The 18764-nt window shown below is 71.4% G+C and carries 17 protein-coding genes; 12 read left to right on the top strand and 5 right to left on the bottom strand.

Annotated elements, in window-relative coordinates:
- Positions 1-352: hypothetical protein (locus D6689_17300; protein RMH39228.1), on the bottom strand; the 352-nt coding region annotated here is incomplete at its 3' end.
- Between the two features lie 171 nt (positions 353-523).
- Here D6689_17300 and D6689_17295 point away from each other — a divergent pair.
- The gene (locus tag D6689_17295) at positions 524-1852 is read left to right on the top strand and encodes a cyclic nucleotide-binding domain-containing protein (GenBank protein ID RMH39227.1); all 1329 of its coding nucleotides are present in this window, start codon (positions 524-526) and stop codon (positions 1850-1852) included.
- Positions 1853-1935: 83 nt separating this feature from the next.
- On the top strand, positions 1936-3759 hold the full coding sequence (locus D6689_17290) for a peptidase S8 (GenBank protein ID RMH39226.1): 1824 nt from the start codon (positions 1936-1938) through the stop codon (positions 3757-3759).
- Between the two features lie 236 nt (positions 3760-3995).
- Here the strand turns inward: D6689_17290 and D6689_17285 are convergent, their stop codons facing one another.
- The gene (locus D6689_17285; GenBank protein ID RMH39225.1) at positions 3996-6263 is read right to left on the bottom strand and encodes an RNA-binding transcriptional accessory protein; all 2268 of its coding nucleotides are present in this window, start codon (positions 6261-6263) and stop codon (positions 3996-3998) included.
- 55 nt (positions 6264-6318) lie between these two features.
- Entirely contained in the window at positions 6319-7101 is a 783-nt protein-coding gene (locus D6689_17280) for a hypothetical protein (protein RMH39224.1), read from the bottom strand.
- Here D6689_17280 and D6689_17275 point away from each other — a divergent pair.
- The 4 genes from D6689_17275 to D6689_17260 all read left to right on the top strand — a co-directional run bounded on the left by D6689_17275 (position 7046) and on the right by D6689_17260 (position 10479).
- Positions 7046-7546: a hypothetical protein gene (locus D6689_17275; GenBank protein RMH39231.1), complete on the top strand. Its 501-nt coding sequence runs from the start codon at positions 7046-7048 to the stop codon at positions 7544-7546. The two genes, D6689_17280 and D6689_17275, sit on opposite strands and share 56 nt — an antisense overlap.
- Positions 7547-7880: 334 nt before the next feature.
- On the top strand, positions 7881-9515 hold the full coding sequence (locus tag D6689_17270; GenBank protein RMH39223.1) for an Rne/Rng family ribonuclease: 1635 nt from the start codon (positions 7881-7883) through the stop codon (positions 9513-9515).
- Positions 9505-9879, top strand: a complete 375-nt coding sequence (locus D6689_17265) for a hypothetical protein (GenBank protein RMH39222.1) — start codon at positions 9505-9507, stop codon at positions 9877-9879. The genes D6689_17270 and D6689_17265 overlap by 11 nt, the downstream gene beginning before the upstream one ends.
- A gap of 3 nt (positions 9880-9882) precedes the next feature.
- Positions 9883-10479, top strand: coding sequence for a J domain-containing protein (locus tag D6689_17260; protein ID RMH39221.1), 597 nt, complete (start codon positions 9883-9885; stop codon positions 10477-10479).
- A 64-nt stretch (positions 10480-10543) separates the two neighbouring features.
- Here the strand turns inward: D6689_17260 and D6689_17255 are convergent, their stop codons facing one another.
- Together D6689_17255 and D6689_17250 are read right to left on the bottom strand one after the other, a co-directional pair.
- Complete coding sequence (locus tag D6689_17255) at positions 10544-11485, bottom strand: hypothetical protein (GenBank protein RMH39220.1); 942 nt, start codon at positions 11483-11485, stop codon at positions 10544-10546.
- A 125-nt stretch (positions 11486-11610) separates the two neighbouring features.
- A complete protein-coding gene (locus tag D6689_17250; GenBank protein ID RMH39219.1) occupies positions 11611-12249 on the bottom strand; it encodes a DUF4178 domain-containing protein in 639 nt (212 codons plus the stop codon).
- Positions 12250-12504: 255 nt separating this feature from the next.
- Here D6689_17250 and D6689_17245 point away from each other — a divergent pair, with 255 nt between their 5' ends.
- From D6689_17245 to D6689_17220, 6 genes are all read left to right on the top strand, one after another.
- Positions 12505-13587, top strand: a complete 1083-nt coding sequence (locus tag D6689_17245; GenBank protein RMH39230.1) for a thiamine pyrophosphate-dependent dehydrogenase E1 component subunit alpha — start codon at positions 12505-12507, stop codon at positions 13585-13587.
- 73 nt (positions 13588-13660) lie between these two features.
- On the top strand, positions 13661-14635 hold the full coding sequence (locus D6689_17240; GenBank protein ID RMH39218.1) for an alpha-ketoacid dehydrogenase subunit beta: 975 nt from the start codon (positions 13661-13663) through the stop codon (positions 14633-14635).
- A 2-nt stretch (positions 14636-14637) separates the two neighbouring features.
- Positions 14638-15960: a 2-oxo acid dehydrogenase subunit E2 gene (locus tag D6689_17235; GenBank protein RMH39217.1), complete on the top strand. Its 1323-nt coding sequence runs from the start codon at positions 14638-14640 to the stop codon at positions 15958-15960.
- 170 nt (positions 15961-16130) lie between these two features.
- Complete coding sequence (locus D6689_17230; GenBank protein RMH39229.1) at positions 16131-17117, top strand: 3-methyl-2-oxobutanoate dehydrogenase; 987 nt, start codon at positions 16131-16133, stop codon at positions 17115-17117.
- 2 nt (positions 17118-17119) lie between these two features.
- Positions 17120-18547 carry a dihydrolipoyl dehydrogenase gene (lpdA, locus tag D6689_17225; GenBank protein RMH39216.1) on the top strand — a complete coding sequence of 476 codons (1428 nt, stop codon included), beginning with the start codon at positions 17120-17122 and terminating at the stop codon, positions 18545-18547.
- The coding region (locus D6689_17220) for a hypothetical protein (GenBank protein ID RMH39215.1) at positions 18544-18764 on the top strand (221 nt) is incomplete at its 3' end. The genes lpdA and D6689_17220, both read left to right, overlap by 4 nt.

The raw sequence follows: 18764 nt of genomic DNA, 5'->3' as shown, positions 1-18764 counted from the left end.
GCGCGGGCGCGGCGGGCGGCAGCGGGTCAATCGGCTGCGTCGTGCCGTAGGGATCCGCGGGCAGCGGCTCCTCGGTGCGCGGTGGCGTCGCGGCTCCGGGCGCGGGCGGTGCGGCGGGCGCCGGCGGTGCGGCGGGCGCCGGCGTGTCAGCGGCGGGCGCCGGCGGCGCGCTCCCCGCCGGCGACGCGGCCACCCCATCGCCCGGTCCAGCCGCCGCCGCGTCCCCCGCCGCGGCGGGCGCCGGTGCCGGCGCGCCCGTCGCGGGCACATCCCGCGCCGGCTCGGCGGCGCCCGCGCCGCTCGCAGCCGCCGCCCGGGCCGCGCGCGCGGCCGCCAGGATGTCGTCGGCCATGCCGGCGTACCCCATGATCGTCTTGGCCGGGCCGGCGGCCTGCTTCGCGCCGCAAAAGACGCAGTGCATCGCCGAGTCGGGGATGTCCTTGCTGCAGCTGGTGCAGGCTTTCACGCTGGCCGCCTCGCGGCAAGTTGCCGCTCCGCCCCGAGTATAGGTACCGTCGCTGTCATGGCGCAACTGGCCGAGGTGAAGGAACACGCCGCCCGCCTGTTCGCGCGCGGCGACGCGCTCCACGCATTGCGCCTGTACGATGCCGCGATCGCCGCCGCGCCGACCGACTTCGACGCCCGCATCCGCGCGGCGGACTGCCTCGCCGCCGTCGGCGACGCCGATGCGGCCGCCGTCATCTATCGCGAAGTCGCGTGGTACGCGCTGAAGGCCGGCCACCCACTCGTCGCGATCGTGTGCGCCCGGCTGCTCGAGGCGGCCGGCCGCGACGCCGACGATCTGCTCGCGACCCTCGTGGTGTACTACGGCTCCGAGTCCGAACTGCTCGGCAAACTCGGCGGGCGCATCCCGCTGCCCGCCGCCGACACGCCGGTGCAGCCGCCCGACCTGCGCGCCCCGCCGCCCGCGGAGTTCACGGCCGCCGCGGCCGATCGGGCCGCCCACTGCCTGGCGAACTTCGACCACTACCCGGAGTCGCTCCACCCGATCCCGCTTCTATCCGAGCTGAGCGAGGATGCGTTTCGCCGGGTGCTCAAGACGCTCGTGGTGCGCCGGCTGCCCGACGGCGCGCACGTCATCCGCGAAGGCGAGCCGGGCGAGTCCTTCTACTTTGTTGCATCGGGAACCGTCACGGTCTACGACACCGACGGTCTCGGCCGCCGCCGCGACCTGGCGCGGCTGTCGGAAAACGCCGTCTTCGGCGAAATGGCGCTATTGTCGCGCAAGCCGCGGTCGGCGTCCGTCGTGTGTGCGGGCGACGTGGACTTGCTCGAGGTCACGCGCGGGTCGCTCGCCGCACTCGCCGACGAACTGGCGGCGGTGGCCGACGCGCTCCACCGGTTCACGCGCGATCGCCTGCTGCGCAACCTGATGGCGACGTCGCCGCTGTTCCGGCCGTTTTCCCGGCCGCAACGGCTCGACCTGCTGCGCCGATTCACCGCGCACGACGTGGCGCCCGGCACGCCGATCATCCACGAGGGCGACGACGGCCGCGGCCTGTTCGTCGTGCTGTCCGGCGAACTCGACGTGACCAAGGCCGCCCCCGACGGCGGCACGCTGCCGCTCGCGACCCTGCGCGCCGGCGACGTGTTCGGCGAGATGGCTCTCGTCCGCGGCGGACCGACCACCGCCACCGTGACCGCCGCGTCGCCCGCCACCGTGCTGTTCCTCGCGCGCGAGGTCGTCGACCGCCTCGTCGCCGGCGTCCCCGAAATCCGGCAGTATCTCGACGGCTTGGCCGAGAGCCGGTACGTCGATACGCAGATCGTCGTCGCCGGCGACGACGCGGTCGACGACGGCCTCGATCCCGACGATCGCGTCCTCGTGTAGGAGGCGCACCTGCACGCGGGCGCGCGGCGGCGCTGCAGTCCGCGCGGGCGCGCGCGGGCCGTTCGATGTACAATTTTCGCATCATGACGGACGGTCAACGCGACAGGCGCAAGCGCGGCGGCGCGATCTGGTTGTTGCTTCTGCTGGTCGTGGTGGTGGCGTGGTGGTACTTCCGCCCCGCGCCGGATCGCGCGGCCACCGGCGACCCCGCCGCGGGCGATGCCTGGGCCGAAGCCGATCCGGACGACATCCTGGTCGACCTGCGCGACGACGTCGGCGACGACGTGGTCGCCGACCTCGAGCGGACCTTCGGCATCGACCTCGAGTTGGTGTCCGACCAGTCGGCGGACGAGCGCCTGTACCGCGCGCACGTGGCGCCCGACCGGCGCGACGCGCTGATCGCGGCGCTGTCGGCGCGGCCGGAAGTCGAGGTCGCCGAACCGGACGCGCGCGTGACCCTCACGCCGCAACCGGGCGTCCCCGTGGCCGCGTCGCAGCCGATGCATCCCGGGTTCCCGAACGACCCGCTGTACCGCTTCCAATGGCACATGGACCAGATCCACATGCCGGCGGCGTGGCCGCTGGCCGACGGCGACGGCGTGATCGTCGCCGTGATCGACACCGGCGTCGCCCACGAAAACCGCGGCCGGTTCACGACGATGCCCGACTTGGACGTCGACTTCGTCAAGCCGTACGACTTCGTCCACAACGTCGCGCACGCCAACGACGACCACGGCCACGGCACGCACGTCGCGGGCACCATCGCGCAGTCCACCAACAACGGGATCGGCGTCGCCGGCGTCGCGCGCAAGGTCAAGATCATGCCGCTGAAGGTGCTCGGCGCCGACGGCTCCGGCTCGGTCGGCGGCATCGCCGACGCCATTCGCTACGCCGCCGACGAGGGCGCCAAGGTCATCAACATGAGCCTCGGCGGCCGGTTCCCGTCGCGGATCCTCAAGCGCGCCGTCCAGTACGCCCACTCGAAAGGCGTCGTGGTCGTGTGCGCGGCCGGTAACGACGGGCGCGGCAAGGTGAGCTATCCGGCCGCCTACCCCGGCGCGATCGCGGTCGCCGCGACGCAGTACGACGAGCGGACCACGTTCTACTCGAACTGGGGCGCCGCGATCGATCTGGCCGCCCCGGGCGGCAACACGCGCGTCGACCAAAACGGCGACGGCATGCCAGACGGCGTGCTGCAAAACACGATCGTCGAGGGCGACCCGTCGCGCAACGACTATCTCGCGTACATGGGGACGTCGATGGCGTCGCCGCACGTCGCCGGCGTCGCGGCGCTCCTCGTCGGCGAGGGCGTGACGGACCCGGACCAGGTCGAGGCGATCCTGAAGGACACGGCGCGCAAACCCGAGGGCTACGATCGCGACCGCTACGGCGCCGGCATCGTCGACGCGGCGGCGGCGGTCGTCCGCGCGCGCACCGCGGTCGGCACCTGGCAGGCGCTGCTCGGGCTGCTGCTCGCGGCGGCCGTGGCGTCCGCGGCGCGCCGGCGCGGGCTCGGCGTCCGGATCGGCGCCGGCTACGTCGCCGGCGTCCTCGTCGGCGCCAGCGGGCTGTTCTTCCTGCCGCTCTTCGGCTCGATCGCGGCGTGGCCGGGGATGGACCTGCTGTCGCGGGGCCTGCCGTCGTGGGACCTCGTCCTGCTCGGACCGGCCGGCCACGGCAACGCGCTGTTCTTCAGCGCGCTGATCCCGCTGGTGCTCGTCGCGCTGCTCGCGTCCACGCGCGCGCGCGCGGTCGTCGCCGGCGTGGCGGCCGGCGTCGGCGGGCACCTGCTGCTGTACGCGGTCGCCCCGATGGCGGCGATCGCCTACGCGCCGGCCGATCCCGTGTGGCTCGTGGCCAACGCCGCCGCGTGCGCCGGCCTCGCCTACCTGGTGCTCAAGCGCTAGCAGGCGGTTGCCGATAGGCGCGCCAGCGAGGTTGCGAGATGCGAGGCGAGGTTCGGCGCACGCCCGCAGCGCACGAGGACGCATGTAGACAAACGGAACCGAAGGGCGCGAGGACGCACGCCGAAGATCGCCCGTCGATCGCGACGGCAGCCCGCGGCTAGGCGCTACCGCCTCCCAGGCGCCGCGCGCGCCGGTCGTGCGGCACGCGCGACTTCGCGCGCCGCGACCGCCTGCCGTCAGTCCGGTTTGTCGCGATCGGCGAGCACCGCGAACGGGTTGTTGGAGAACGTCCGGCGCTCGCGGCGGGGTTGCGCCGGCCGGTTCGGGCGGCCGCCGCCGCGCTTGTCGCCGCGCGCGGGCGCATCGCCTCTGCGGGCCGACAGCGCGATGCGGCGTCGTTCGAGGTCGACCGACAACACGCGCACGCGCAGCTTGTCCCCGACCTTGACCACCTCGGCCGGATCCTTGACGAACCGATCCGCCAGTTGCGACACGTGCACGAGCCCGTCCTGGTGGACTCCGATGTCGACGAACGCACCGAACGCCGTCACGTTCGTGACCACGCCCTCGAGTTGCATCCCCTCGCGCAGGTCGGCCAGGTCGTTGACGTCGTCGCGGAACCGCGGCGGCTCGAACTCGGCGCGCGGATCGCGGCCGGGCTTGCTCAGCTCCGCGACGATGTCGCGCAGCGTCGGCTCGCCGACGTCGCCGCCCGCGTAGCGACCGATGTCGATCCGGCGCGCGAGTTCGGCGTTGCCGACCAGCTCATCGACGCCGACGCCGAGGTCGGCCGCCATCCGCTCGACGATCGGGTAGCGCTCCGGGTGGACCGCCGACGCGTCGAGCGGGTGGGAGCCGCCGCGAATGCGCAAGAACCCGGCCGCCTGCTCGAACGCGCGCGGTCCCACGCCGGGAACGTCGAGTAGCTCGGCGCGCGACGCGAACGGCCCGCGCGCGTCGCGGTGCGCGACGATCTTTTTCGCGAGCGCCGGTCCGATGCCGGCGACGTAGGCGAGCAGCGACGCGCTCGCCGTGTTGAGTTCGACCCCGACGTGGTTGACGCAGCTTTCGACCACGGCCGCCAGCTTGCGCGCCAACAGCGGCTGGTGCACGTCGTGCTGATACTGGCCGACGCCGATCGCCTTCGGCTCGATCTTGACGAGTTCGGCCAGCGGATCCTGCAGCCGGCGCGCGATCGAGATCGCGCCGCGCACGGTCACGTCCAGGTCCGGGAACTCCTCGCGCGCCACGTCCGACGCGCTGTAGACGCTCGCGCCCGCCTCGTTGACGGGAACGACGATCACGCCGTCGATGCCGTGGTCGCGCAGCGCGCGGCGCACGAACGCCTCCGCCTCGCGCCCGCCGGTGCCGTTGCCGACCGCGATCGCCGCCGGCCGGTGCGCCCGCACGAGATCGATCAGCGTGCGCTCGGCCGCCGTCGTGTCGCCGCGGGCCAGGAAAATCGTGGTATGAGCAACGAATCGCCCCGTCGCGTCCACCGCCGCGCACTTGCAGCCGGTGCGGATGCCCGGGTCGATGCCGATCACCGGCTTCGGGCCCAGCGGCGGCGCCAGCAGCAAGTTGCGCAGGTTGGCGCCAAACACCTCGACTGCGGCCTCGTCGGCGCGGAGTTTCAAGTCGACGCGCACGTCGGTCTCGACGCTCGGCGCGATCAGCCGACGGTAGGCGTCGCGCACCGCGTCGGCCAGCAGCGGCGCGAACGGCGACGCGGGCCGAAGCCCCGCGGCGCGCTCGATCCACGCGACGAGGGGCGCGTCGTCCACGACGACCCGCGCGCGCAGCACGTTTTCGCGCTCGCCGCGCCGGATCGCCAGATAGCGGTGCGACGGGATCGACTTCACCGGCTCGGTGTGGTCGTAGTACTGCTCGAACTTGGTGCGCTTGCCGGCCGCGTCGGCGGTCGCCGCGCACTCGATGCGGCCCGACTCCATCATCGCGCGGCGGACGTGCGCGCGAACGTCCGCCCGCTCGGCGATCGCCTCGGCGACGATGTCGCGCGCGCCGGCGAGCGCAGCGTCGGCGTCGGGTACCTCGCGGTCGGGCGCGACGAACGCGTCGGCCTCGGCGCGCGGATCGCCTGCGTCGGGTTGCGCGAGGATCCGCTCGGCCAGCGGCGCCAGCCCGCGTTCGCGCGCCTTGGCGGCGCGCGTGCGCCGCTTCTTCTTGTACGGCAGGTAGAGGTCTTCGAGTTCGGCCTTCGTGCGGCAGGCGGCAATGCGTGCGGCCAGTTCGGCGGTGAGCGCGCCTTGCTGCTCGATCGCCGACGCGATCGTCGCCTTGCGCGCCTCGAGTTCGGCCAGGTACGCGCGGCGCTCCTCGATGGAGCGGATCTGCACTTCATCGAGCCCGCCGGTCGCCTCCTTGCGGTAGCGGGCGATGAACGGGACCGTGTTGCGGTCCGCCAGCAGGGCGACGACGGCGGCCACGCCCCGGGCCGGCAGGTTCAGCTCGGCGGCGATCTGCGCGGTGACATCGATCGACACGGCGGCGAGCCTACACCGGGCCGGACGGCCGCGGCCACGCCGGCAGCGCGCCCGGTCAGAAGAACAGGTGGACGAACACGGCCACGTCCGGATCGTAGATCAGGCCGACGAGCGTCGTCGCGGTCTTGGACGCGTCGCCGATCGGCTGATCGGTGGTCGAACTCGACCGGACGAAGATCGGGTTGTAGCCGGTGACGCTCAGCGCCCAGTGGGGGCCGAACCAGTACTCGACGCCGATGCCGTACAGCAGCGCGAACGACAGCGTCGTCGTCGCGTTGTCGTCGCCCTCGGGGTCGTCTTTCTTGTACTGAAACCCGGGGCCACCGGACACGATCAGATCGACCGGGCCGCGGGACATCAGCGGCCAGCGCAGCTCGGCCGACACGCCGAACACGAAGGTCGTGTCGGTCGTATCGCCGACGGCGGTATCGGTCGACTCCGACGCGTACGACAGCTCGAAACGCGGCTCGACGGTGAGCCCGGTCGGCAGGCGCAGCCGTACGCTCGCACTGTTCGGCGAATCGACGTCGGCCGGCAGGTTCCAGCCCGGACCGAGGCCGACGGACAGGTCGACCGGACGCGGACCGACATCGGCGAACGCGACGGCGGGAGCCAACAGCGAGGCCGCCGCCAGCAACATCGACATCGCGGGACCCATGGTGGACATGAATGCTCCTTGTGTGCAGTGAGGGGTCGGGGTGCGCGCGGTGAACCGGACCGCCGCCGCGCACAACGGTAGCCACGGCGTGTCCGCCGCGCAAGATTCCGGTAAGGTGTCGCCGATGGCCACGCGAATATTCGTGCGCAAGGACACGTTCAAGTTCTCGTGCGCCCACATGACCGTGTTCCCCGACGGCTCCAAGGAGCGCCTGCACGGACACAACTATTTCGTGAGCGTCGCTCTCGACCTCGCCGACGCGTCGCTCGACCAGCTGATCGACTTCGGATCGCTGAAGGCGGCGATCGCCGCGCTGTGCGGCGAGTGGAAGGAGCGGCTGCTGCTGGCCGCCCACAACCCCCACTTCGAGCTGCTGCGGGACAGCGGCAACGAGATCGAGTTCCGGCTGTGCGGCCAGCGCTACGTGCTGCCGGCGGCAGACGTGCTCCTGCTGCCAACCGACAACACGACGGTCGAGCGCCTCGCGGAGTGCTTCTGCGAGCGCCTGCTTGCGGCGGCGGCGCCCGGCTGGCCCGCAGGTGCGGTCACGGCCGTCGAGGTGACGGTCACCGAGAGCCCCGGCCAGGGTGCGACCGTGCGCCAGTCGCCGATCGGCGCGCCATGACGGCGCCGGCGGCGGCCGCCGAAAAGCGGAACGCCTCCGGCACCCGACCGGAGGCGTTCACCCCCAACTCCACGGAAAGTCTAGAAAACCAACGAGGCCAACGGAAAAGCGAGGTAAGCTAGGGAAAGCGATGGGGCGCGGCAGTCCGTGGGCGCGGCCGCGCCGCACTGTCGACCCGAAGCAACCGCCGCGCCAACCACGCAATCCCACGCAATTGCTTGTAATCGCACGGCTCGCGTGATACCGAACTCCAACGACTCGCCCGGCCAGGTGGCATGACCCTGACATTCGTGTCACGCGGCGCCGGTCGCGCGCAACTTCTTGCAGAGCTTTCATGGCTGAAAATCTGGTGGTGGTGAACGCCGAGGGTCCCGAGACCCGTGTCGGCGTGGTGGAGCACGGTCGCCTCGCCGAGTTCTTCCTCGAGCGCAAGCGCGACCGGGGCATCGTCGGCAACATCTACAAGGCGAAGGTCAAGCGCGTGCTGCCCGGCATGCAGGCGGCGTTCGTCGATCTCGGCCCGGACGTCGACAAGGACGCGTTTCTGTACGCGGGCGACGTGGTCGGCGCGATCGGCGACGTGCGCCACTTGTTCGACGCGGACCCGGTGGAGGACGACGAGCCACCGCCCCGCCGTTCGCGCCGGCCGCCGGAGCGCAAGCGCATCGAGGATCTGCTCAAGGAGGGCCAGCTGGTGCTGGTCCAGGTGGTCAAGGACGCGATCGCGCAAAAGGGCGCGCGCGTCACCGGGCTCGTGTCGCTTCCCGGGCGCTACCTCGTGTTCATGCCGATGGCGGAAGTCTCGGGCGTGTCCCGGCGGCTCGGCTCGGACCAGGAGCGCAAACGCCTGCGCCGGCTGATCGAGGGCGCGCGCCCCAAGGGCGCCGGGTTCATCGCGCGCACCGCGGCCGAGGGCGCCAGCGACGACGAGATCCGCGACGACGCCGACTTCCTCGTCAAGCTGTGGAAGGAGATCGGAGAGCGCGAAAAGCAGCTCACCGGACCCGGGCTCGTGTACGCGGATCTCGACCTGGTACTGCGCGTCGTCCGCGACCGGCTCACCGAAGACATCTCGGCGGTCGTCATCGATACGGAGGCGGAGTACGAGCGCGCGCGCAAGTTCGCGATGGCGTTCATGTCCAAATGGGTGGACCGGATCAAACGCTACGACGGCCGCCAGCCGATCTTCGACTTCTACGGGCTCGAGGCGGCTCTGCGGGCCGCGCTCGACAAGAAGGTGCCGCTCAAGTCCGGCGGTTCGCTCGTCATCGAGCAGGGCGAAGCGCTCACGATGATCGACGTCAACACCGGCAGCTTCGTCGGCAAAAAAGACCTCGAGGAGACGATTACGAAGAACAACCTCGAGGCGTGCGAGGAGATCGCCCGGCAGCTGCGGCTGCGCAACATCGGCGGCATCATCGTCATCGACTTCGTCGACATGGAGAAGCAGTCGAACCGCAAGAAGGTACTCGACGCATTCCTCAAAGCGCTCGAAGCGGACCACTCGCACTGCAACGTCACCAAGATCAGCGAGCTGGGCCTCGTCGAGATGACCCGCAAGCGCACGCGCGAGTCCCTCAACCAGCTGCTGAGCGACCGCTGCCCGGCGTGCGACGGGCGCGGCACGGTCAAGTCGACGCTGACGGTGGCGTACGAGATTCTGCGCGAGGTGCGCCGCCACGCGCCGGCGTGCGCCAGCGACACGATCACGGTGACCTGCGCACCGAAGGTCGCCGAGCTGCTCCGCCGCCAGGAGCGCGAGTGGGTGGACCGCCTCGAAAAGCGGTTTCACAAACGGATCGACATCGCGGCGTCCGGCGCGCTGAAACCGGACGCGTACAAGATCGACGCCGGCGGCGCCGTCGCGACGAGCGCTCCCGACGCCGCCGCCAAGAAGCCGCGGCGCGGGCGGCGCGGCGGCCGCAGCCGCAAGAAGGCCGAGCAGAAGGTGGCAGCCGATGGCGCGTAAGCTGGTTCCGCGCGCCGAGCGCGCGACGGTCAATCACGAGTTCCGCTCGATCGACGAGTTCATTACCGAGTACGTCATGAACCTGTCGCGGTCGGGCGTGTTCATCCGCAGCAAGGATCCGCTGCCGGTCGGGACCAAGGTCGACCTCAAGTTCACCGTCATCCTCGACGACCCGGAGACGATCGAAGGCGTCGGCGAGGTCGTGCGTGTGAGCGACGATCCGAAAGGCATGGGCGTCGTGTTCACCGAGCTGACCGACGTGTCGCGGACGCTGATCGAGCGCGTGCTCACGCGCCGCACCGCGGCGGCGCCCACCCGGGCGCGCACCGTGCCGCCGCCGCCGCCGAAGCCGCGCAAGGAGTAGGGTGTGCCCGGGATCCTCGACGAGATCAAGGCAGGGCTGAACTCGCTGCTGGACAAGGTCGCGGGCGACGACGAACCGATCCCCGAGCGCACCGCCGAGGAGATTCGCCGGCTGCTGCGCGCGCGCGCCGAGGGGCGCGCGCCGCTCGGCGACGTCCACCCGATCGCCAGGCGCGCGTCGGCGTCGGCCGCGGCGAGGCGCGCGCGCGAGCGGCTCGCGCGCACCCGCGAGCAGCGCATCCGCGAGCGCCGCGCCAAGCGGGCGGCAGCCGAGCAGGCGGCGCGCGACGCGGCGTTCGAGCAGGCGCGGCGGCAGGCCGAACGCGAGGCGCGCGCGGCCGGCGCCCGCGGCTCCGGCGCGACCGGGCGCACCGCGTTTACCGGGCGGCGCGACCCCGAGCTCGCCAAACACTACGAGACGCTCAACCTCCCGTACGGCGCGCCGTTTTCCGAGGTCAAGCAGGCGTTTCGCCGGCTGATGCGCAAGTACCACCCGGACATGCACGCCGGCAGCCCCGACAAGCAGCGGGCGGCCGCGGAGCTCACCAAGAAGCTCACCGTCGCCTACAACGCACTCGAGCGGCACTTCAGCGGGTCGTGACCGCCCGCCGGCAGGAGGGCAGTCGATCGCCGGCGAACGCCGCGCGGCGAACGCCGCCGTCGGCCTACCCGACCTCCGGCCAACACATACCGTCGTCGCCGCAGAATTCGCCCCGGGGGCAATCCTCATCCCGCGCACAACCGTCAGGCTCCCCCGAGCCGCCGTCGCAACCGTCGGGATCGTTGCATCCGGGCGGACAACCGAACGGCTCCGCGCAGCCGTCGGTCGGACACGGCCGCGGGTCGACCACGATCGTGTTGTCGGGAAACTTGGCCGGCGAGGCGTGGATGAAGTCGATGCGCGGGGAACCAAAGCCGGCGTCGCCGAACGCCGCGGCGTCGACCCACACCTCGTACACGACGCGGAAGTCCCACTCGGGCGCCGCCGGGTTGGGCGTGTACACCGCGTCGGTCGCCGGCGAGTCGACCGTGTACGAGGCGTAGCCGCGCTCGTTGAGGTTGCGGTCGAGCGAACTGGTCGCCGCGAGCACCGCGGCGGCATCGCCGGAGAGCACGCCGCCGTCGCCGCCCCAGATCCCCAGGCTGCGGTAGCCCGACGGCGCATCGCCAGCCTCCGACAGGTAGTCGAGCGCGATGTGCAACCGCACGTCGCCGGCGGAATCGGACAGAATCAACTCGGCGCGGTCGCTGCCGACGAGGTCTTTGAAGCTGTGGGTCTTCTTGCGACGCTGCGGCCAGCCGACCGCCGTCGCGCCGTACGTGTTGTCCACGAACCGCGGGTCGAGGACCAACGCGACGTGCACCGCGTCGGCGCCGTCGACGACCTCGAAGCGATGGTCGACGATCGCGACCGGGGCGTCGGGGTCGTCCTCGCCGTAGTAACAGCCGCGTTCGCCATCGGACGGATCGTCGACGGCGCCGGGATCGGAGGTGCCGCGGCCATCGCCGTCCGGCAGATCGGCAGAACCGCCCGCGTCGAACGCGCAGGCGGAGGCGAGGGACAACAGTGCAAGCCAGGGGGTGAAGCGAGCGGCGACGTGGGGCATGCGGTACTCCTCGGTAGCCCCGGCGGCATGCATCCACTGTGGCCGGCTCGGCGCGCGCGGTTGCAAAAAAAAACGACGCGCGGACGAACGCGCGCGACCCGCCCGAACCCGGCGGCGGTGGGCAGCTACGACCCCGGCATCAGTTCGATGTCGTCGGGCCGCAGCCGCTCGCCGTGCAGGACGCGGTACGCGTCGCCCCACTGTTCCACCACGAGCGTCGCGCTGCCCGCCGCGCTGTAGCTCCACCACCGGCACCGCGTCACCGAGTCGGGCCCCTCGGGCGCGGTCGGCTCGAGGCTGCCGGCGTCGCCCATCACGCGCGCGGTCGCCGTCCCGCGCGTGTTCTGGCGAAACGTCGCCCCGTCGACCGCCAGCGCCTCGGGCGGGTAGCCGGTGATCTGCACGTCCTCGCGCTCGACCAGCCACCGCACGGTCGCCGCGCCGCCGCGGTCGAGACCGACGAGCATCCACCGCTCGCGCGCGCCGTCGTCGAGCCGGGCGCCTCGCCAGCGGTGCCCGTCCTCGTCGTATTGGACCACGCCCTCGACGACCCAGTCGGCGCCGTCGCGCTGGATGACGTCGCCGACGCGCACGTCGCGCACGGTCCGCTCGAGCAGCGGCGTGTCGCTGCCGGCGCCGAGCAGCTTGGTGTCGCCGTCCGGCAGCGCCCGGTCCGACCGGCTCGCGAGGACGTTCATACCGCCCCACACCACGACGCCGGCCCCGACGACGGCGAGCAGCGCGATGATCAGGCCCGTGAACATGGCGTAACCGTACACAAATGGAACCGACCGTGCACCGCGCGGCGGGCCGGTTTGCCGCGCGCGGCGCCGGCAGTGGCCCCGGCGCCCGCGATCCGCCGCGCGCCTCCGACGGCGCGTAACGCGGTGCGGCACGCCGCGCCCCGGGTTTGCGGCGGCGCCATCCTTGACACCTGCACCGTCCAGCTACTACACCGTTGCCGCGTCGAAACCCCGGAGGAAGTGCGCAACATGGTGGCAGTCAAGATGCAAGACGACATGCGACGGGTGCTCAGCGACGACGGCACGGTGTTGCCCGGGGCGAAGGTACCCGACATCTCGGACGACGACCTCGTCGCGCTGTTCGACTCGATGCTGCTCGTCCGCGTGATGGACGAGCGCATGATGCGCCTTCAGCGCCAGGGTCGACTCGGCTTCTACATGACGTCCATCGGCGAGGAAGCCACCCACTACGCCGTCTACCCGCTGCGGCCGACGGACTGGGTGTTCCCGTCCTACCGCGAGCAGGGCGCGTTCTTCTGGCGCGGCTACTCCATCCAGAACTACATCGACCAGCTCTACGGCAACGCCAACGATCCGGTCAAGGGCCGGCAGATGCCGGTCCACCACTCGGCGCGGTGGCTCAACATCGTGTCGATCAGCTCGCCGGTCGGCACGCAGATTCCGCAGGCAGTCGGTGCCGGCTGGGCCGCGCGAATCGCCGGCAAGGACGACGTGTCGATGGTGTTCTTCGGCGAGGGCACCAGCTCGACCGGCGAGTTCCACGTCGGCATGAACTTCGCGGGCGTGAGCAAGGCGCCGGTCGTGTTCGTCTGCCGCAACAACGGCTGGGCGATCTCGACCTCGCGCGAAAAGCAAACCGCGGCCAAGACGTTCGCGTCCAAGGCAGTCGGCTACGGGATGCCCGGCATCCGCGTCGACGGCAACGACATCCTCGCGGTGATCCAGGTCGCGCAGGAGGCGGTCGATCGCGCGCGCGCCGGCGACGGGCCGACGCTGATCGAGGCGTGCACCTACCGGCGCGGCGCGCACTCGTCGTCCGACGACCCGTCGGTCTACCGCGACGCGCGCGAGCCCGAGGAGTGGGCGCGTCGCGACCCGGTCAACCGGTTCCGCAACTATCTGAAGGAGCGCGGCCTGTGGACGGAACAGGCCGAGCGCGACATCCTCGACAAACACAACGAGGCGATCGCGAAGGTGCAGCGCGAGAGCGACCGCACCGGGCCGCCGCCGCTCGAGTCGCTGTTCGAGGACGTGTACGAGACGATCCCGTGGCACTTGCGCGAGCAGCGCGACTGGTTGCTGTCGCAACCGCGCGTCAAGTCGCCCCATCAGCACTGAGCGCGCGGACCGCACGGCGGCGCGCCACGAGTTTCACCCACGCAAATCGACGGCTTTCCGGGAGTAGCAACCGATGCCCACGATGAACATCATCCAGGCGGTCAACGACGCCCTGCGCATCCAGATGCGCGCCGACGACCGCGTCGTCATCCTCGGCGAGGACGTCGGCAAGTTCGGCGGCGTGTTTCGCGCCACCAGCGGCCTGTACGACGAGTTCGGCCCCGACCGCTGCATCGACACGCCGCTGTCGGAGGCCGGCATCATCGGCACGGCGATCGGCATGGCGCTGTACGGCCTGCGCCCGGTCCCCGAGATCCAGTTCGCCGACTTCATCTTTCCGGCGTTCGATCAGATCGTCAACGAGCTGGCGAAATTCCGCTACCGCTCGGGCGGCCAGTACCCGTGTCCGGTCGTCATCCGCACGCCCTACGGCGGCGGCATCCGCGGCGGCCACTACCACTCGCAGTCGCCCGAGGCGCACTTCATTCACACGCCGGGGCTCAAAGTCGTCATCCCGTCGAATCCGGTGGACGCCAAGGGGTTGCTGCTGAGCTGCATGCGGCAGAACGACCCGGTGTTGTTCATGGAGCCCAAGCGCGTCTACCGGGCCGCGCGCGGTGACGTGCCGGCGGACGACTACACCGTGCCGCTCGAGAAGGCCGCGGTCGTCCGCGAGGGCACGCAGTGCACGGTGGTCGCCTACGGCGCGATGGTGCACGAGTGCACGGCCGCGGCCGACAAGGCGGCCGAGCAGGGCATCTCGATCGAGGTCATCGACCTGCGCACGCTGCTGCCGTTCGACATCGACACGCTGCTGGCGTCGGTCAAGAAGACCGGCCGCGCGGTGATCGTCCACGAGGCGCCCAAGACGTGCGGGTTCGGCGCGGAGCTGGTCGCGTCGATCCAGGAGCGCGCGATGGAACACCTCGAGGCGCCGATCTTGCGCGTCGCCGGCCTGGACACGCCGTTCCCCTACACGCTCGAACACGAGTACCTGCCCAACGCGGACCGCGTGGTCGACGCCGTCCGCAAGACGCTGGAGTGGTAGCCGTGGCGTTCGAATTCCACCTGCCGGACATCGGCGAAGGCGTCATCGAAGGCGAGATCGTCGAGTGGAAGGTCTCCGAAGGGGACCGCGTCGACCTCGATCAGCCGATCGTCGAGGTCCAGACCGACAAGGCGACCGTCGAGATCCCGTCGCCGCGCGCGGGTCGCATCGCGAAGATCCGCTTTCGCGAGGGCGAGGTGTGCCCGGTCGGCGACGTGCTCGTCGTGATCGAAGAGGACGGCGCGGCGTCCGAGCCGGCGGCGGCGCCCGAGGCTGGCTCGCCGGCGGCCGGCGGCAACGGCCACGGCGCGGGCCACGCGCCCGAGCTGGCGCAGGCGGCGACGCGCGCGGCCGGGCCGGCCGCGCCCGCGATGCCGGAGGTGATCGACGCGACCGGCGCGACGCGCCGCGTCCTCGCGACCCCCGCGACCCGGCGGCTCGCACGCCAGCTCGGGGTCGACATCGCCCAGGTGCCGCCGACCGGGCGCAACGGCCGCGTGACCAGCGACGACGTGCGCGCGTTCGCCGAGCGCGGCGGCGCGGCTTCGGTGCCGGCGGCCGGTCCCTCCGCCGCGCTGCAGCGGGCGCCCGCGCAGCCGCCGGCGCGCATCGAGCCGGCCGGCGCCGAGGAGCGCATCCCGTTCCGCGGCGTCCGCCGCGCGATCGCGCAGAACATGACCCGGTCCAAGTTCACCGCGACGCACTTCACGTACGTCGAGGAAGTGGACATGACCGAGCTGGTCGAGCTGCGCACGCGCGCCAAACAGCGGGCGGCCGAACGCGGGATCAAGCTCACCTACCTGCCGTTCATCATCAAGGCGGTGTGCGCGGGCCTCAAGAAGTGGCCGGCGCTCAACGCGTCGCTCGACGAGGAGCGGCAGGAGATCGTCCGCAAGCACTACTATCACATCGGCATCGCCGCCCAGGGCCCGCAGGGTCTCGTCGTCACCGTCATCCGCGACGCGGACAAGCGATCGATCTTCGAGCTGGCCAAGGAGATCCAGCGCCTGGCCGACGCGGTGCAAAGCGGCACGATCAAGCGCGAGGAACTCGTCGGATCGACCTTTACGATCTCGTCGCTCGGCGCGCTGGGCGGCCTGCTCGCGACCCCCATCATCAATTATCCGGAGGCGGGCATCCTCGGCGTCCACAAGCTGGCGCAGCGCGCGATGGTCGTCGACGGCCAGATCGTCCCGCGGTGGATGATGAACCTGTCGATCTCGCTCGACCACCGGATCGTCGACGGCTGGGACGGCGCGATGTTCGTCGCCGAGGTCAAGTCGCTGCTCGAGGACCCGACGATGATGTTCATGGAGCTCGTGTAGCTTCTCGCGCCATGTTGGCCGACACCACGCCCCCGACCGCCCCGCTCGAACACCCGTATTTCGCCGGTGACGACCTCGCCAAGGCCACCGGCCTGTTTCAGCTCGTCGACGAACGCGGCCGCGCCGACGACCGCTGGATCGCCGGCCTCGACGTCGAACTCGCGCGCCGCATGTACCGCGGGATGCTCACGATCCGCATCGTCGACGAGCGGATGCTCGCACTCCAGCGCCAGGGCCGCATCGGCTTCTACGGCGAGGCGCGCGGCCAGGAGGCCGGCGTCATCGGTTCGGCCGCGGCGACCGAGCCCGACGACTGGTTCGTGCCGGCGCTGCGCGAGGCGGGCGGCGGCATCTATCGCGGCCTGCCGCTGCGCGCGTACATCGCGCAGATCTTCGGCAATGCAGCGGACGTGTCCAAGGGACGCCAGCTGCCGTGCCACCCGTGCGACCGGGCGACGCACTACGTCGTGATGTCGTCGTGCGTGTCCACGCAGATTCCGCACGCGACCGGCATCGGCTGGGCGATGAAGATCGCCGGCGACCGCGGCCGCGTATGCGTCGGCTTCATGGGGGACGGCGGCACGTCGACCGCCGACTTCCACGTCGCGCTGAACTTCGCCGGCGTCGCGCGCGCGCCGGTCGTCTTCATCTGCCAGAACAACCAGTGGGCGATCTCGACGCCGCGCGACCGGCAGACCGCATCCGAGACGTACGCGGTCAAGGGGATTGGCTACGGCATCGAGTCGTTGCGGGTCGACGGCAACGACGTGCTCGCGACCTACACTGCGACGCGGTACGCGGTCGACAAGGCGCGGCGCGGCGACGGGCCGACGTTCATCGAGTTCCTCACCTACCGGGTGAGTGCCCACTCGTCGTCGGACGACCCGAGCCGGTACCGCGACGAGTCGGTCACGGCGGTGTGGCGCGACGAGCGCGACCCGATCGCGCGATTCCGCGCGTTCTTGACCCGGCGCGGGTGGATGTCGGACGACGATCACGACCGGATGGCGGCCGACATCGAGGCGGAGGTCCGCGCGGCGATCGCCGAACAGGAACGGATCGGGCCGCCGCCGCTGGACACGCTCATCGAAGACGTCTACGAAACCCCCACGTGGCTGCTGCGCGAGCAGTTGCACGAACTGAAACGAGGAAGGTAGCGATGGCCGAACAGCGAGTGGAAGCGGTCGTGATCGGCAGCGGCCCGGGCGGCTACGTGGCGGGCATCCGCCTCGGACAGCTCGGCGTCAAGGCGCTGGTGGTCGAGAAGGAACACCCCGGCGGCGTATGCCTCAACGTGGGCTGCATCCCGTCCAAAGCGCTCATCCACGCCGCGAAGACGTTCGAGAAGATGGCCAAGGCGTCGGAGCTGGGCATCCGGCTGGCGGCGCCGCCGGCGGTCGACATGGCCGCGATGCAGGCGTGGAAGGGCGGCATCGTCAGCAAGCTCACCGGCGGCGTCAAACAGCTGCTCAAGGCCAACGGCGCCGAACTCGAACTCGGCACGGCGTCGATCGCGCGCGGCGCCGGCGGCTACGACGTCACGATCGCGCGGACCGACGGGACGGCGCGCACCGTGACGACCAAGAACGTGATCGTGGCGACCGGTTCGCGCCCGATCGAGATCCCGGGGTTCGCCGTCGACCAGCAGCGCGTGCTCGACTCCACCGGCGCGCTCGCGCTCGCCGAGGTGCCGGGGCGGCTCACCGTCATCGGCGGCGGCTACATCGGCCTCGAGCTGGGCATGGTCTACGCCAAGCTCGGTGCCAAGGTCACGGTGGTCGAGGCGCTCGACTCGATCCTCGCCGGTATCGAGCCGGACTGCGTGCAGGTCGTCGCGCGCAAGTTGCGCAAGATGGGCGTCGAGGTCTTGCTCGGCGCGAAGGCCAAGGGCTGGCAGGACAAGGGGGACCGCGCGGTCGTCACGGTCGAGACCAAGGACGGCGGCGAGGCGACGATCGACGCCGACAAGATCCTCGTGACCGTCGGCCGCCGGCCGAACAGCGCCGGCCTCGGCCTCGAAGCCCTCGGCGTGCGGCTCGACGCCAAGGGCTACGTCCAGGTCGACCGCCAGCAGCGGACCAACGTGCCCGGCATCTACGCGATCGGTGACGTCGCCGGCGGCATGTTGCTGGCGCACAAGGCGTCGCGCGAGGGCGAGGTGGCCGCCGAGGTCATCGCCGGCCACAAATCGGCGATGGACGTCCGCTGCATCCCGGCGGTCGTGTTCACCGACCCGGAGATCGCCACCTGCGGACTCACCGAGCAGGCGGCGCGCGACGCGGGCCACGCGGTGCGCGTCGGCAAGTTCCCGTTCGCGGCGCTCGGCCGCGCGCTGTCGGTCAACGACACGGACGGGTTCGCGAAGGTCGTCGCTGACGCCGACAGTGGCGAGATCCTCGGCGTCCACATCGTCGGAAACGGCGCGTCGGATCTGATCAGCGAGGGCGCGCTCGCGATCGAGATGGGCGCGGTGCTGCACGACGTCGCGCTCACGGTCCACCCGCACCCGACCCTCGGCGAGTCGATCATGGAGGCCGCCAAGGCCGCGCTCGGCGAGGCGATCCACATCGTCAATCGCGGCTCGTGACGGGCGGCGGCGGCGTGCCGGGGGCTCCGGCGGGTACCTCCGCGGCGGGCGCGGCGCGCTTGCCGGCGGCGGTGGAGGACCTCGGCACTCGGCCGTACCGCGACGCCTACGCGCACCAGCTCGCGCTCGTCGATCGCCGCAAACGGGGCGAGGGCGTCGACACGCTGCTGCTCGTGGAACACCCGCACGTCATCACGCTCGGCCGCTCGCGCGAGGC

It is taken from the genome of Deltaproteobacteria bacterium (assembly GCA_003696105.1).
Taxonomy (GTDB): domain Bacteria; phylum Myxococcota_A; class Polyangia; order Haliangiales; family J016; genus J016.
Note: the sequence above shows the minus strand (reverse complement) of the source record. Positions and strands in the feature narration are given on the sequence as shown.

Coding starts and splice junctions, on each gene's coding strand:
- lpdA (RMH39216.1), top strand. CDS start 17,120: ATGGCCGAACAGCGAGTGGAAGCGGTCGTGATCGGCAGCGGCCCGGGC.
- D6689_17290 (RMH39226.1), top strand. CDS start 1,936: ATGACGGACGGTCAACGCGACAGGCGCAAGCGCGGCGGCGCGATCTGG.
- D6689_17265 (RMH39222.1), top strand. CDS start 9,505: ATGGCGCGTAAGCTGGTTCCGCGCGCCGAGCGCGCGACGGTCAATCAC.
- D6689_17295 (RMH39227.1), top strand. CDS start 524: ATGGCGCAACTGGCCGAGGTGAAGGAACACGCCGCCCGCCTGTTCGCG.
- D6689_17240 (RMH39218.1), top strand. CDS start 13,661: ATGCCCACGATGAACATCATCCAGGCGGTCAACGACGCCCTGCGCATC.
- D6689_17250 (RMH39219.1), bottom strand. CDS start 12,249: ATGTTCACGGGCCTGATCATCGCGCTGCTCGCCGTCGTCGGGGCCGGC.
- D6689_17275 (RMH39231.1), top strand. CDS start 7,046: ATGGCCACGCGAATATTCGTGCGCAAGGACACGTTCAAGTTCTCGTGC.
- D6689_17230 (RMH39229.1), top strand. CDS start 16,131: ATGTACCGCGGGATGCTCACGATCCGCATCGTCGACGAGCGGATGCTC.
- D6689_17280 (RMH39224.1), bottom strand. CDS start 7,101: ATGTGGGCGCACGAGAACTTGAACGTGTCCTTGCGCACGAATATTCGC.
- D6689_17270 (RMH39223.1), top strand. CDS start 7,881: ATGGCTGAAAATCTGGTGGTGGTGAACGCCGAGGGTCCCGAGACCCGT.
- D6689_17255 (RMH39220.1), bottom strand. CDS start 11,485: ATGCCCCACGTCGCCGCTCGCTTCACCCCCTGGCTTGCACTGTTGTCC.
- D6689_17245 (RMH39230.1), top strand. CDS start 12,505: ATGCGACGGGTGCTCAGCGACGACGGCACGGTGTTGCCCGGGGCGAAG.